The sequence below is a fragment of the Barnesiella sp. An55 genome (assembly GCF_002161555.1).
GTDB lineage: Bacteria > Bacteroidota > Bacteroidia > Bacteroidales > Barnesiellaceae > Barnesiella > Barnesiella merdipullorum.
The window spans coordinates 26103-40007 of sequence record NZ_NFHZ01000017.1 but is presented as its reverse complement, the minus strand read 5'-3'; the positions used below and the strand labels follow the sequence as shown (position 1 = coordinate 40007).

Sequence of the window (13905 nt, the reverse complement as noted above, 5' to 3'; positions counted from 1 at the left end):
TTGTGTTTTTAGTTAATATAAAAGGTTTGTGTTTCAAAATCGTGACTATACTCAAAATCTATATCTACCTGCAATACTTGTAATGCATAGTCCAGCCCATCTATACGCCGGAATTTTCCTAAACAGCGATTATCCTTGATTTGCGGATTACGAATGATAATATGAACTCCATAAATCTTCTCAAACTCTTTCATAAGGTCATCAAAGCGAATATTGTTAAAGTCAATTATCCCGCTTGTCCAACTATAGCTACTCTCGTCATCAAGAGTCTCTCTCTTTAATTTTCCACCAACAAGAACGGCTTTTTCACTGGGGTTCAATACAAGTTTATCAGATGCCGTAGTCACCTCAACTTTCCCTTCAAGTAATGAAGTCTCAAACAGATCTTTATCGTTGTATGCCTCTACATTGAACTGGGTACCCAATACCTTCACCTGTCCTTTCGAAGTCTTAACTATAAAAGGGACATCGTTCTTTTGATGCGTTACCCGAAAGAATCCCTCTCCATCAATTTCCACCTCACGATTTTTCCCGGTAAAGGCTGTTGGATATTTGAATGTTGTTCCAGAGTTCAAATATACGTTTGTTCCATCCGACAGAGTCAGATTGATATATTGTCCAAGGGGGACATCCACTTGCATCATCGACGAAGCACGATCTACCCGATTCGAAACCAACCAGGTCAATAACACGGCACAGAGAAAAACCGCAGCATACTGCCCCCATCGAACAAAATAAGAACGCTTATACCATACCGGCTCTTTCTCCTTAGACAGGGCAAAAGACTCCCGCTCACCAGTCAATAAGATAGCCGTGTATAATTTACGTTCTTTCAACAGTTCTTTCATATTCTCGGGAGCTGCATCGGCCCACTGCCTAATATCCTTCCGTTCCGATTCTGAAGCGGTCCCATTGAAAAAACGATATAGCAAATCTCTATCCATAAATTTACCCTTTACGCATATATAACTAACGAGTATAAATGTACCCTAACGAAAAATCCAATTATTTTACAAAAAGAAGAAAAAAAAGAGGCAAATAATCTTTCAGGGCAACTCTCATCACCTTCAAAGCCCGACCTATATGAAACTCTACGGTTTTAATCGAAATATCCAACTGCTCGGCAATTTCACGATTGGTAAGATTTTCCATACGACTCAACAAAAATATTTCTTTCGTCTTATCGGGAAGCGACCGAATAGCCTCGTTTACCAACCGCCATACCTCCTCTGAAAATATCTCCTGGGGATTACATGCCTCCAAAGAGGCTATTTGAAAATCAAGTTCCCACTGGTATTGACTTTTCATCGAATCGATTATCTCCTGCTCTTTACGGAGGTGGGTCAAATAGGTCAAACATTTATTCTTAAGCGATACCAATATATAGGCCGGTATATTGGTGCCTTGAGGCAATCGGCTTCTGTTCTCCCAATAAGCAACGAATGAATCGGTCACAAAATCCTCAGCTATACTCTTATCTCCCACATAAGAAATAGCCATTCTTGTGAACGGTCCTCTATACTTCTGATAAACTTCGCTAAAGGATGCCAATGCTTCTGATTTATCTATATATTCCATCGATATCGCCAAACTATTTATGTCTTTAAATAAGCTGTGCCTCTATATTTCAAGCGTGCTAAAATAGTCTTTTATTCCTATAATAAAAAAAATGTAGTGCAAGTTATCAAGAAAATCTTTCCTCTGCAAGGTATAATAAAGAATATAATAAAAATGTAATGTCTCCGATTTATAACAGGTAGCAGACTATTACACAAGCCCATATCAATTCCACGGAGGATTAAATGCGAGAGAGATAGCATCTGTTCTATCCGTTGTGCTACACCCCTTCTTCAAAGCTCGAAGGCCCTCTTCTCCAATATGAACCAGCACAAAAAAAGCCGGCTTACTGCATGCAAACCGGCTTCTCGAAGAGCGGCAAACGAGGCTCGAACTCGCGACCCTCAGCTTGGGAAGCTGATGCTCTACCAACTGAGCTACTACCGCATCTGTTTCTATGGGGACAAATGTAGCTGTTTTTTTTCGACTTTACAAATTATTGCCGTACTTTTACCCTTAAATTGGAAAATGAGAAATGGTAAAGATAGGTTTGCTGTCCGACACCCATGCCTGGTGGGACGACCGTTACGCGAAATATTTTGCCGAGTGCGACGAGATTTGGCATGCAGGCGACATTGGCTCAGTCGAGCTGGCCGACCGATTCGAAGCCTTAAAACCCTTTCGGGCCGTATATGGTAATATCGACGGGCACGAATTGCGCCTGCGCTACCCACAGCATCAACGGTTTACCATCGAGGGGGTGGATGTGTGGATGACTCACATAGGGGGCTATCCCGGCAAATATGCCCGCGAGGTAACGCCCCAGATCTATATCCACCCGCCCAAACTCTTTATCTCGGGCCACTCGCATATCTTGAAGGTACTCTACGACAAGACCTTGAAATGCCTGCATATCAACCCGGGAGCTGCCGGGCTGTATGGGTTCCATAAAAAACGTACACTGGTGCGCTTTGTCCTCGACAGGGGCGAAATCAAAGACCTCGAAGTAATCGAACTGGCCGACCGCCGACAGGGCGGCTAACGCTATCTACGACAGTTCAACTATCACACAACAACAAAATAGCATTGACGGTTAGATATTCAGCTCCTGCCGGACGGTCTCGATAAACTCCCAGAATACCGAGGCAAAGGGTTCGATAATAGAGCGCTTGGGTTCACTGGCTGGAATGAGTGCACGCAAACCGCCTTTGAAGCAGCGGATATCGATGCGGGTTCCCATTTCAATGGGCTCACCGTCGAGGTGGATGGCTCCGGGTTTCTCGCGTTTGATTACAAGAGACTCGGTAGTGAAGCTCTTGATATTGGCATCCTGGTCGATATGCTTGGTAAAGAGCAACAGAGCCAAACCGGCGGTATCGAAGGGGGTAAAGGGCATGAGTACCGTGACGTCGATTTTGCCATCCTGCATGCTGGCATGGGGGGCAATGTAGGCGTTGTTGCCATATTGCGAGGCGTTGCCGCAGGCTATAAGGAAGGCTTTCTCGGTGACAGTACCGTCGGGCATCTCAATCTGGTAGGTCTCCGACTTGTATTTGAGGTATTCGGTGAGTGCCTTGGCTACATAGGCCAGTTTGCCCCGACGTTTCCCCTGGGCAAACTTGAGACTTACCAGGGCGTCGAATCCCACGCCGCAGGTACAGAAGAAGGGACGGCCGTTGGCCGTGCAGTAGTCGAGGTCGGCAATTACCCCGTCGTTGACAATCTCGAGGGCTTTGCGCACCTCCATCGAGATGCCCAGATGGCGGGCCAGGCCGTTACCCGAACCTACCGGTACAATGGCCAGCGAGGTGTGGGTGTTGATGAGTTCACGGGCTATTTCGTTGCAGGTTCCGTCGCCCCCGACCGAGAGCACAATATCAACACCGTCGGCAACGGCTTTGCGAGTCATCTCGGCGGCATGACCGGCATACTGTGTAAAACACGTCTCCACGCTGTATTTGGCGGGGTCTATCACCTCGTCGATCAAGGCGGGTATATCCTCTTTATCTTTGGTTCCCGAGATGGGATTTATGATGGCTAAGATTTTTTTCGGTGCAGGCATAGCATCTTTTTAATTTCGAAAAATCACCTGTAAATCATTCGTGTATAGCATCTTGCACAAAGGGCGATACTGCATGTATCAACCAGATCGGCTCGACACGCATTTACAGCAACGAGGACAAAGGTAATAAATATTCCCAATTTCACACACAACGGCAACAGCTTCTGCATTACAAGCCGTTAAATAGCGTTTCATCGAGAACCTCTTTTACAAACGGCCGAGACACTCTTTTGTAAAAGAGGAGGCAATGGCCAAGTTCAGACAAAAAGAGGAAACCTCATTTTTCTTTTGCCCCAACGCTAACCTTTCGCTATCTTTGTTTCACGAAGATAGGATGCGGTTCAGCATAGTCAAACTTCGAAAACTGTGTTTTCGGTTTTCCCCGGCTCTCACCTTTCGCTATCTTTTTTGTTTACATAAAGAAAACCGATTAATCCGTAACGAGTGATATGATTACTTTTCAAAAACCATTGATTCGCATCATCGCCTCCATCGTAATAGGCCTGTTGCTCCTGCTCTATCCCAACGCCGCCCTGCCCACGGTACTCCTGATCACAGGTATCCTCATAGGCGTGCCCAGTTTATATACCATCTTGTACTATCTGTTGAGTGGCGAACAAAAAGATACAACCCCGTTTCCTGTCATGTCGGGGGTCTTGCTACTGTTTGGATGCTCCCTCATTCTGGTGCCGAGCTGGTATATCGGGGTAACGATCTATGTACTGGGGGGTGCACTCATTCTGATAGGAATCTATCAGTTACTCTATCTGCTCACGCTCAAAAAGGCCATCAAACAAAAAGCGGGATGGGTATCCTATCTGCTGCCTGTCATTATCCTGCTCATCGGTATAGAAATTTTGCTCAATCCTTTTTCGGCTACCGAGCGCATTATCGTAGCCACATTCGGTGCGGCCACACTGCTCTATGGCATCACCGACCTGTTGTTCTACATTCGTCTGAAATAACCGAGAGACGTCAGAAATCGATCGAAAGCCGCAGATTTATCTGGCGACGAGTGAGATAGTTGGGCACGGCATACTGGGCATTGGTAATGTCGGTCACCCAATAGTAGGAGTTCACGTTGCTGATGTCGAAGAGGTTGAAGACGTCGATGCCTATCCACACGCTTTTGAGATTGCGGAAGATTCCCTTTTGCAGGAGTTTGTCCTCACCTCCCACCAGGAGACGCGAGGCCCCGATATCGATACGCTTGTAAGCCGGAGCTCTGAAGTAGCCCGCCTGCCGTCCCTTGCGGGGCGACCCTACCGGTAGTCCGTCGGCCAGGATGGCCCGCAGACTGAATTTGTATTTGGGGAACCGGGGTACATAATCCTGGAAGTAGAGGCCCACGCTGTACCGCTGGTCGGTAGGTCGGGGCAGTTTCACACCCCCAATCTCCTCCTGCGTTTTCATGAGCGAGAAGGTGAGCCACGAATCGACTCCCGGCACAAACTGTCCGAAGAGTTTCAGGTCGATACCGGCCGCATAGCCCTTGGCCTCGTTCTGCCCGCTATACCACACCCGCAGGTTGTCAATCTCGTAGGGAATGAGGTTGTCGAGCTTCTTGTAATAGAGTTCGGCCGTGAATTTGAACGGCCTATCCAACGCCCGGAACGAGTAGTCGCCCCCAAGCACGATGTGAATCGAGCGTTGCGACTTGATATTGCGGTTGAGCTGCACCACATAATTGTTGGCCGCATCGCACACCGTGTCGCGCAACTCCTTGTAAAACGGAGCCTGGTAATAGAGTCCGCCGGCCAGACGGGTAGTTATCTGCTCGTTGGCGGCCGGGATAAAGGTAATCGAGGCCCGGGGGCTCACCAGGGTCTCCTTGTTGAATCCCCAATACGAGGCCCGCAAACCACCCGTGAAGATGAAGCGTCCCCACAAGGTACGCAGGCGATAGGTATCTTGCAGATAGGCCGAGAGGCGATGGCTCTCCATGTCCTGATGAGAAAAGAGGTTGTAGATCATCTCGACCGACTGGCCGGTATGCGGCAGCGAATAGCCTGCCGAGTCGCGCATCTCCCACTCGCGCACCCGGTCGTAAATCTGCTCATACTGGTGGGTCAATCCCCACTTCAGCTCATTCTGTCCCAGCTTGGTAGCACCCTTGATCGAGGTGGCAATCACCGAGGCCTTGAGGCGGTTGCGAGCGTGCTCGTGGTAGGTGCCCACACCCAGCGCCCCCGTGTTCTCGGTACCCTCGCCATCGCCCGTGTCGGCCAGCTCGTCGAGCCAATACTGCCCCGAGATGTCGTAGGTCACCAGCTCGTTGGTGACAAAAGCCGAGGTCATCAGGGCCCACTGGGTATATTTGTCGGGAAAGAAATTCAGCGACAGAGCCCCGAAATAGGTCTCGAACTTGTCGCGTTCCCCACCGTCGAAATAGACCTTGAACTGCTTGGCGTTGGTCGCCGTACCAAACGAAGTGTTGCGCTCGTGAGGAGTGAACTTGTAGTCGTTGATGGCAATGTTGCCCAGGAACGAAGCCTCCCACTTGGGAGCAAATTTATAGGTGAGGTAGGTTTGGTAATCGAAGAACGAGGGCTCATACTCGCCCTTGGTATCGAGCGAACTCAACAGGGTGGAGTTGGTCTTGTAGCGGATGCCGTGCAGCTGCGAGAACTTCTTGGTGCTCTGCCCTATCGAGGCGGTAGCCCCCAGGAAACTGGCCGACACCGACCCCTCGAAGGCTTCGGGATGCTTGTAGATAATATCGAGCACCGACGACATCTTGTCGCCATACTCGGCCGAGAAACCGCCCGACGAAAAGCCTACGGCTCCCACCATATCGGGGTTGATGATACTCAACCCCTCCTGCTGCCCCGACCGCACCGTGAGCGGTCGATAGACCTCTATACCGTTGATATAGACAATATTCTCGTCGAAGTTACCGCCCCGCACCGAGTATTGCGAGCTCAACTCGTTGCTCGAGTTCACCCCGGCAAAGGTGGTAAGCATCGCCTCGATACTGCCGCCCGAAGCATCGGGCATCAGTCTGAGGTCTTTCGTGTCGATAGTCTGCAACGTGCTGGTCTGCCGGCGGTGAGTGGCCACCACCACCTCGCTCAGCATCTTCGAATTTTTATTCAGCCGCACCGACAGCGATACATCTTTCGTGAGATTAAGCAACTGACGTTGCTCCTCGCGGTAACCCAGACACGAATAGATAACCACAATCGAGTCACTCGCAGGGACCGACAACTGGTACTCGCCCTTCAGGTCGGTCATCGTGCCCATGGTCGTACCCGCCACGCGCACCGTAGCCAGCTCGATGGGCTGATTGTCGCTGTCATACACCCGGCCCGTGAGTTTCACCCGGCCCTGCGCTGCCAGCTCGAGTACCGCACCTATCGCGATAAAAAGGAGTAATATCTTGTATTTCATCGAGGTTCTATACACACCGTGCCCTGTTTGTCAAAGGCACATTTAATAAACGCAAAAAAGCGCCGTTCAGTATATCGCCCGCCGAAAAGTATCGAAAAAAGTTTTCTCAGATTCCCCCTGGACAAATTAGGTTTTGTATCTTTGCTACTGGAAGAGACTCACACCTCGTGACCGATAATGACACGGCCAAAGCCGGTGAGAGGTACCATCCGTCTATTCAGAGATACAAACACTTAAAACCATTACCCTTATGAATAATCTGCACGACCTGTTGATTCATCGCCGAAGTATTCGCAAATATACCGACCAGCCGCTGTCGCCCGACTCGGTGAAGCTGATTCTCGAAGCGGGGCTGCTCGCCCCTTCGTCGAAACGCTGTACCCCTTGGGAGTTCATCGCCGTCGAAGATAAAGAGGTTCTCGCCCGTCTGGCAGCCTGCAAGACTGCCGGAGCCAAGCCTATCGAGGGCGCGGCACTGGCTATCGTCGTGACGGCCGACATGACCCTCACCGATACCTGGGTCGAAGATGCTTCGATTGCCGCCATACTCATGCAACTGCAAGCGGCCGATCTGGGTCTGGGTAACTGCTGGATTCAGGTGCGCAACCGATTCGGGGCCGACGACGAACCGGCCGAAGATATCGTGCGCTCCATCCTGGGCATCCCCGAGACAATGGGCGTGCTCTGCATCCTCTCCATCGGCCACAAGGACGAGGAGCGCAAACCCTTTGACGAGGAGAAGATGATGTGGGAAAAGGTACACATAGGCAAATGGGAATGATGAGCAACAACGATATGAAAATCATTCTCATCGGAGCCGGAAATCTGGCCACCCAACTGGCGCTGGCCTTGCAGAAAAAGGGGCTCACTCCCGCCTGGGTGTATAGCCGCACCGAAGAGTCGGCCCGGCAGTTGAGCGACCGGCTTCCTCACAGCCGTTACACGACCGACCTGGCCCAACTCCCTGCCGACGGCGACCTCTATATCTTTGCCGTGAAAGACTCGGTTCTGCCCGACCTGCTGGCCCGTATGCCGGCCAACACGGGACTGTGGGTCCACACGGCCGGTAGCGTCGATTGCGAAGTGTTCCGCCCTTACTCGACACGTTACGGCGTGTTCTATCCCATGCAGACTTTCAGCAAGGAGCGCGAGGTCGATTTCGACGATATCCCCTTCTTCATCGAGGCCAACAGCGAAGCCGACACCGAGCTGCTGCACCACCTGGCCTCCCGGCTTTCGGGCAAGGTCTATCGGGCCAACTCGGAGCAGCGCAAATATCTGCACCTGGCCGCCGTCTTTGCCTGCAACTTCACCAACCACCTCTATGTATTGTGCGACCGCATCCTCCAAGAGCACGGACTCCCCTTCGAAGCAATGCTGCCCCTCATCCGCGAAACAGCCGCCAAGGTAGCCGACATGTCGCCCTTCGATGCCCAGACGGGCCCGGCCATCCGATACGACCAAAACATCATTGCCAAACAGGAGGCGCTGCTCGCCGACCCTACGCTGCGCGAGATTTACAGCCTCATGAGCCGCAGTATTCACGAAACTCATAACCCCGAAAAAAAACAAGAATCATGAGCCGAACCGATTTCGACCTTACCCGAATAAAAGCCTTTGCTTTCGACGTGGACGGCGTGCTGTCGTCCGACTCCATTCCTCTGCACCCCTCGGGCGAGCCCATGCGGGTAATCAATATCAAAGACGGATATGCCTTGCAGCTGGCCGCCAAGCTGGGCTACCCCGTGGCCATCATCACTGGTGGCCGCACCGAGGCCGTACGCAAGCGCTTCGAGAGCCTGGGACTCTCGCATGTCTATATGGGCGCAGCCGTGAAAATCAAGATATTCGAGCAGTGGCTCGCCGAGTGTGGCCTGCAAGCCGACGAGGTGATGTACATGGGCGACGATATCCCCGACTACGAGGTGATGCGAGTGGCCGGATTGCCCGCCTGTCCGGCCGATGCGGCTCCCGAAATCAAACAGATAGCCCGCTACATCTCGCCCATTTGCGGTGGCATGGGTTGCGGCCGCGACATCATCGAACAGGTGTTGCGCGCTCAAGGCAAATGGATGGCCGACAAGAAGGCGTTCGGCTGGTAACCAACTGACAAAAATGATTGACTATGTTATCGAATCTGCAAAAATATGAAATACTGCTGGCGAGCAATTCGCCCCGCCGCCGCGAGCTCCTGGCCGGACTCGACATCGAATACCGCGTGACGGCTCTGCCCGAGGTGGACGAGTCGTATCCCGCCACCCTGTCGGGAGAAGAGATTCCCCTCTACATCTCGCAAGAGAAGGCGGCCGCCTATCACAACCAAATGAAGGACAACACCCTGCTCATCACGGCCGACACCATCGTGTGGCTCGACGGCCGAGTCTATGGCAAGCCTCACGACCTGGCCGATGCCAAAGCCATGCTGCGGGCTCTCTCGGGCAAAACGCACACAGTCATCACCGGGGTGACACTCACCTCGATGCAGAAACAAGTCTCCTTCGCCGTATCGACCGAGGTCGATTTCGCGCTCCTCTCCGACGACGAAATAGACTACTATGTCAATCGCTACCGCCCGCTCGACAAAGCCGGCGCCTACGGCGTGCAGGAGTGGATTGGCTACATCGGGGTAACCGGGCTGCACGGCAGCTACTACAATGTGATGGGGTTGCCTATCCAGCGGCTCTACACCGAATTGAAAAAATTCTAAAGTCCTGCCGCACCCGATGCGGCGCTTCTGTCATTCCGCGCCCCGACGCGGAATCCCAAAATACTCGGGCAGGAATACCGGTAAGAGATACTCTCCTCATCTAAAAAGAAAGGGTGCACGGTTCGTGCACCCTGTTCATATTCCCCAAGCTGGACCCCGCATCGAAGTGTGGGGTGACTCCCCTCGTCATTTATAGGGCGAGGCCCAGAACCACGCCTCGTTCGAGGTGCTGAGCGAATTGCCATAAGGTTCACCCACAGGCACGAGGGTGACGTATCGCGGCATCCGCTTCCCCTTGACATAGGTCTCGTTGTCGAAACCGCTAATATCGGAGCATTGCAGATAATAGAGGTTCTTGCTCATGTAGTAGTTCAGGTAGTAATCGGTCGTGCAAGCCATTTGATGATTCCAGTTGGCATCGTCGTTTACCGTGACAAACTGCCCCGTTTTCAACCGTTCGCGCACCTCCGAGAGGCCGAGCAGATTACCCTTCTCGTCCATCACATAAGCGCCCCAGGTGGGATCCATCCACAACCACTTGTCGAGGGTGCAGGAATAGACAGCGTTGATCACATGACAATCGTTGATAAAACTCTTGGGCAGACAGGTGACATAGCGCGACTTGAAGCCCATGGCCAGGTAGCACTCGTTGAGCATCTGCGCCATCATGCGGCAGTTGACGCCCCGGTCTTCACGCTTGCAGATTTCGTAGATGGCAATGGCATTCTTCACGTCGGGATTGTATGACGACCCGTCGTGACGGATGGTGTTGTGCACCCACAACAGCAGATTCTTGATTTTCGAGATTTCGTCGCCTGCCCCCGCAATGCTGTCGAGGTTGAAGTAGCGGCGCACCCGCACCAGGTTGCTGTCGTTGGGAGCCATATAGGTAAAGGCCGGCAGTGAGTCGGTAGAGGCAGTGTTGTCATAGCCGGGCGACTTGCGGAGTATGTAGTTGAAATCGCCCACCTCGCGCAACTGGGCCAAAAGCCGCTGAAAACGCTTGTCGCTGCGAATATTGTCCAGGTCGGTATCCTCCTGAACATGGGCATAATCGTAGTAACCGTGCCGGATAGCCTGCTCGAAGGCATCGACCGCCGCCCGCTTGCGCCCTCTGAGCGACTGGCAGCAGGCCAGGTTGTAATAGGAGTCGGATAAACACCACGAACACTGATCGACCACCGAGTCGGGCAACGACTTGCAACGGTCGAAAAACTGCCGGTAGGTCTTCTCGACCAACGCATGATTCTTCCAACTCTTCTGTATCACCGGCACTACTTGGTTCTGGTAATAACCCACCACGCTATCGGCATTCCAGTCACTCTCGGCGGCCCAGCTCCCGAAACAGAGGGGCAAAAGCAACAGCCATAAAAATCTTCTCATAGTCTCGTGTATTAATGTTTCGTATATGGATGAGACGTAAATATATCCGTATTTGTTACAACCGTCTCCCGTTTTTTTAGAAAAAATATTGGTTTACCCTCCTGGTCTCCGCATCGGGGGGGTAACACTCTGTATCATTCCCACGATACAGGGTAACATCACAACAAAAGAGAGGTGCGCCACGGGTCTCTCCTCACGACACACCTCTTTATCTCTTTTGCGTTTGCCTGGTCGTTATCGTTTCAATCCCTTGACGACGGTCACCTCACGCTCGCCCAGTACCCTGAAGAAGTAGGCTCCCGGCGTCCAGCCCGAGGCATCGATGGTTACTTGTCGTTCGAGAGGATTCAGTTCGCGCCGATAGAGCTCACGCCCGTTCTCATCGGCCACCATCAATCGACGGGAATTTTCAGGCAACTGCACCGTTACCTCCTGGTCGAAAATCGATGGACAGAGGGTTATGGGAGCCTCGGTTACCGTCTTGACGGCACTCACGCCATTCACACTTTGCGTCACCTTAATGTCGTAGGTCGATATACTGTCGTTAATCGTGAGGGTAGCTACCCGCTCGTCGATACCGTCGGGCAGACGATCATACGAGATAAGCAGCGTATCGAGGGTGAGGCCATTGGGTTTTCCCACCACGCGGCACCATTCGGCATCGCTCTGGATTGGGGTCTCGTAGCCATATATCGAGAAGAAAGGATATTTGCTCGTACCAGCCTCTTTGCCTACTACCAGCGGCTCACGATCGGTCGGGATGGGCGACATGACCGAGTGCACGATCGAGGGCATAATCAGATAGGAAGTATGATTGGCCCCGGCAGGGAAATAGGTGCTCACATCGACCCACTCGCCCTCTTTGTACATATAGGCCGTGTTGCCATGGTCGCGGAACTCGGCCATCGCAAACGACACATCCACGCTGTCGTTCTTCTCGGGGATACCATCGACCACGATAAAGAACTCGTCATCGACCACCTTGGGATTGAACTCAAAGGCGGTGCCTACCATCGTACCACCCGAGGGAGTATCCAACTCGAACACCCGCCACCAGGTCGAGTCGAGCTTCTTGCCCGGCAAACCGTTTTCGCTGGTATAGAGATGCACGCCCACATCGGCAATCTGGTCGGTGAGACTTGTGGCCGAAGCGGTGACGAAATAGACATAGGCGCCAAATACCAGAATGGGGCGCGAGGGTTTGGAGAACTTCTCGGCATAGGCCGTAATACCTATCGTGTTGGTTCCGGGGAAGGTACCCCAATCTTCCATGTCGAAGGTGGTCGGTTGGTCGCCCGGCTCGAAGTTGGTAATGAATCCGCTGTATTCGACCGACACATCGGTGGCATCGTCCGACTCACCGTGCTCGTTGGCCACCTGGAGGGCTACCGACTGCTGGTGCAGGAAGTTATAGGCCACCACAGGATTCTGTTCGGTCGAGGTTACCTGGGCATACGACTCGGGACTCACCCCACCGAAGGTCCACTGCCACGAGGTGGGATAGCCCGTCGAGTTGTCGTGATACTGCACACCCACCAGCGGAGCCACCATGGGCAAACGGGTCTCGCTGTAACGGAAAGTGGCAGGCGGCAGGATGTGGGCCACGGGGGCAACACCGGTCACCTTGACAAAGGCGGTGCGGGTCTTGGTATCGCTGCCGTCGGCATTGCTCACCGTCAGGGTCACGTCATAGACTCCGTCGCGGGTGTAGTAAACCCGGGGATTCTGCTCGGTCGAGGTCGCCGGTGTTCCACCGGGGAACGACCACTGCCAGGCCGTGGGATTCCCGGCCGACATATCGGCAAAGGCTATCTCTTCGCCAGTGGTCACCTCTACCTGCTCAACAGCTTCTACACCCGTTATCTGCAAACCGTCGATGAAGAAGTCGCCCATATAGCCACCCACGTTCATGTCGTCGTCCGAACCGGCGGTATAGGTAAAACGTATCTGCACCTGCTGCCCGGCATACTTCTCGAGCGACACGGCAAATTCGTGCCAGCGCCAGGGTTTCTCGCCGTTCTCGTCGCCGCTGTTCCACAGCAGTTCCGACGTGGCAAAGGCGTCGGTCGATACCGAGATATGCAAGCGGCAATAGTTATCCATATTTTGGCTGAAACCCACATAGCCCTTCAGCATGGCATTGGCCGGCACGTCGATTTGCGGACTGGTAGCCGAAGCAATGCCACGCCTATACATTTGTAAAGGCCCCCCGACAAAGAACGATTGCACGTCGTCGGGGTCGATAGCTGCAAAGGCCTCGTCGCCGGTAGTGTTTTTCAATTCCCAAACAATATCTTCGGTATTGGTCAGTGTCCAACCGTCCGAACCGTCGTCAAAATCTTCTTCCCACACCGTCACGGCACTGCCCGCACTCTGGCAGCTGAAGTCGGCCGTTACACTGGCCGCTGTCGAACGGAACAGATTCGGCATCGATTGCTTGCCGGCAAACGAAATGCGCGGTGCCTCTTCGGTCGGGGCTACCCGATCGTGCACGCGCTCGTTAACCCATTGCTGTGCGCCCACCGGCAGAACAGCCCAGAGCGCAGTAGTCAGGATTAGGTTTGTAATTGTTCTTTTCATACACTTACACGATTAAAATATTTGATGAATTGGATTTCATGGCAAAGTCTCTCATGCAGCAGTTCTGCCCACCATACAGCATAGATGTAGATGAAATTTTTTCATAGCTATTCTATATATAGTTGCGATTAACTATCTCACGCCACTCCATGACGAGTCGCATACTGCCTTTTACAAAGGTAGTAAATATTTACAATCTGCAAACATTTTACAGGGATAATTTTAA

At 52.4% G+C, this 13905-nt stretch carries 12 protein-coding genes and 1 tRNA gene; 6 read left to right on the top strand and 7 right to left on the bottom strand.

The features are described from left to right. Positions 1 to 8: 8 nt before the first annotated feature. The 3 genes from B5G10_RS10650 to B5G10_RS10640 all read right to left on the bottom strand — a co-directional run bounded on the left by B5G10_RS10650 (position 9) and on the right by B5G10_RS10640 (position 2004). Positions 9 to 944, bottom strand: a complete 936-nt coding sequence (locus B5G10_RS10650; RefSeq protein ID WP_087424709.1) for a FecR domain-containing protein — start codon at positions 942 to 944, stop codon at positions 9 to 11. 61 nt (positions 945 to 1005) lie between these two features. After that, the gene (locus B5G10_RS10645; RefSeq protein WP_087424730.1) at positions 1006 to 1578 is read right to left on the bottom strand and encodes an RNA polymerase sigma-70 factor; all 573 of its coding nucleotides are present in this window, start codon (positions 1576 to 1578) and stop codon (positions 1006 to 1008) included. Between the two features lie 353 nt (positions 1579 to 1931). Then, positions 1932 to 2004: transfer RNA gene (locus B5G10_RS10640), tRNA-Gly, on the bottom strand. Positions 2005 to 2092: 88 nt separating this feature from the next. Here B5G10_RS10640 and B5G10_RS10635 point away from each other — a divergent pair. Further along, positions 2093 to 2599 carry a metallophosphoesterase family protein gene (locus B5G10_RS10635; protein WP_087424708.1) on the top strand — a complete coding sequence of 169 codons (507 nt, stop codon included), beginning with the start codon at positions 2093 to 2095 and terminating at the stop codon, positions 2597 to 2599. Positions 2600 to 2650: 51 nt separating this feature from the next. Here B5G10_RS10635 and B5G10_RS10630 read toward each other — a convergent pair whose 3' ends face one another. Next, positions 2651 to 3619 (bottom strand): diacylglycerol kinase family protein, encoded by a 969-nt coding sequence (locus B5G10_RS10630; RefSeq protein ID WP_087424707.1) that lies wholly within the window; start codon positions 3617 to 3619, stop codon positions 2651 to 2653. A gap of 449 nt (positions 3620 to 4068) precedes the next feature. Here B5G10_RS10630 and B5G10_RS10625 point away from each other — a divergent pair, with 449 nt between their 5' ends. Continuing rightward, positions 4069 to 4584: a DUF308 domain-containing protein gene (locus B5G10_RS10625; protein WP_087424706.1), complete on the top strand. Its 516-nt coding sequence runs from the start codon at positions 4069 to 4071 to the stop codon at positions 4582 to 4584. A 10-nt stretch (positions 4585 to 4594) separates the two neighbouring features. On the opposite strand, the gene B5G10_RS10620 is transcribed toward B5G10_RS10625, so the two are convergent. Beyond that, positions 4595 to 7009, bottom strand: coding sequence for a TonB-dependent receptor (locus B5G10_RS10620; protein ID WP_087424705.1), 2415 nt, complete (start codon positions 7007 to 7009; stop codon positions 4595 to 4597). A gap of 250 nt (positions 7010 to 7259) precedes the next feature. Between B5G10_RS10620 and B5G10_RS10615 the strand changes: the two genes are divergently transcribed. From B5G10_RS10615 to B5G10_RS10600, 4 genes are read left to right on the top strand one after another with little or no spacing between them, the layout of a single operon-like run. Beyond that, positions 7260 to 7790, top strand: a complete 531-nt coding sequence (locus B5G10_RS10615) for a nitroreductase family protein (protein WP_087424704.1) — start codon at positions 7260 to 7262, stop codon at positions 7788 to 7790. Between the two features lie 14 nt (positions 7791 to 7804). Next, positions 7805 to 8590, top strand: a complete 786-nt coding sequence (locus tag B5G10_RS10610; RefSeq protein ID WP_087424729.1) for a Rossmann-like and DUF2520 domain-containing protein — start codon at positions 7805 to 7807, stop codon at positions 8588 to 8590. Beyond that, positions 8587 to 9111 (top strand): HAD-IIIA family hydrolase, encoded by a 525-nt coding sequence (locus B5G10_RS10605; RefSeq protein WP_087424703.1) that lies wholly within the window; start codon positions 8587 to 8589, stop codon positions 9109 to 9111. Before B5G10_RS10610 ends, B5G10_RS10605 begins: the two co-directional genes overlap by 4 nt. A gap of 23 nt (positions 9112 to 9134) precedes the next feature. Then, positions 9135 to 9716: a Maf-like protein gene (locus B5G10_RS10600; RefSeq protein WP_087424702.1), complete on the top strand. Its 582-nt coding sequence runs from the start codon at positions 9135 to 9137 to the stop codon at positions 9714 to 9716. 186 nt (positions 9717 to 9902) lie between these two features. On the opposite strand, the gene B5G10_RS10595 is transcribed toward B5G10_RS10600, so the two are convergent. Together B5G10_RS10595 and B5G10_RS10590 are read right to left on the bottom strand one after the other, a co-directional pair. Beyond that, on the bottom strand, positions 9903 to 11099 hold the full coding sequence (locus B5G10_RS10595) for a transglutaminase domain-containing protein (protein WP_087424701.1): 1197 nt from the start codon (positions 11097 to 11099) through the stop codon (positions 9903 to 9905). Between the two features lie 234 nt (positions 11100 to 11333). Continuing rightward, positions 11334 to 13679, bottom strand: a complete 2346-nt coding sequence (locus tag B5G10_RS10590; RefSeq protein WP_087424700.1) for a PKD domain-containing protein — start codon at positions 13677 to 13679, stop codon at positions 11334 to 11336. Positions 13680 to 13905: the final 226 nt, after the last annotated feature.

What these genes read in the sequence shown, in the direction of transcription:
- B5G10_RS10650 (WP_087424709.1), bottom strand. Translation starts at nt 944, where the DNA reads ATGGATAGAGATTTGCTATATCGTTTTTTCAATGGGACCGCTTCAGAA.
- B5G10_RS10645 (WP_087424730.1), bottom strand. Translation starts at nt 1,578, where the DNA reads ATGGAATATATAGATAAATCAGAAGCATTGGCATCCTTTAGCGAAGTT.
- B5G10_RS10635 (WP_087424708.1), top strand. Translation starts at nt 2,093, where the DNA reads ATGGTAAAGATAGGTTTGCTGTCCGACACCCATGCCTGGTGGGACGAC.
- B5G10_RS10630 (WP_087424707.1), bottom strand. Translation starts at nt 3,619, where the DNA reads ATGCCTGCACCGAAAAAAATCTTAGCCATCATAAATCCCATCTCGGGA.
- B5G10_RS10625 (WP_087424706.1), top strand. Translation starts at nt 4,069, where the DNA reads ATGATTACTTTTCAAAAACCATTGATTCGCATCATCGCCTCCATCGTA.
- B5G10_RS10620 (WP_087424705.1), bottom strand. Translation starts at nt 7,009, where the DNA reads ATGAAATACAAGATATTACTCCTTTTTATCGCGATAGGTGCGGTACTC.
- B5G10_RS10615 (WP_087424704.1), top strand. Translation starts at nt 7,260, where the DNA reads ATGAATAATCTGCACGACCTGTTGATTCATCGCCGAAGTATTCGCAAA.
- B5G10_RS10610 (WP_087424729.1), top strand. Translation starts at nt 7,805, where the DNA reads ATGAAAATCATTCTCATCGGAGCCGGAAATCTGGCCACCCAACTGGCG.
- B5G10_RS10605 (WP_087424703.1), top strand. Translation starts at nt 8,587, where the DNA reads ATGAGCCGAACCGATTTCGACCTTACCCGAATAAAAGCCTTTGCTTTC.
- B5G10_RS10600 (WP_087424702.1), top strand. Translation starts at nt 9,135, where the DNA reads ATGTTATCGAATCTGCAAAAATATGAAATACTGCTGGCGAGCAATTCG.
- B5G10_RS10595 (WP_087424701.1), bottom strand. Translation starts at nt 11,099, where the DNA reads ATGAGAAGATTTTTATGGCTGTTGCTTTTGCCCCTCTGTTTCGGGAGC.
- B5G10_RS10590 (WP_087424700.1), bottom strand. Translation starts at nt 13,679, where the DNA reads ATGAAAAGAACAATTACAAACCTAATCCTGACTACTGCGCTCTGGGCT.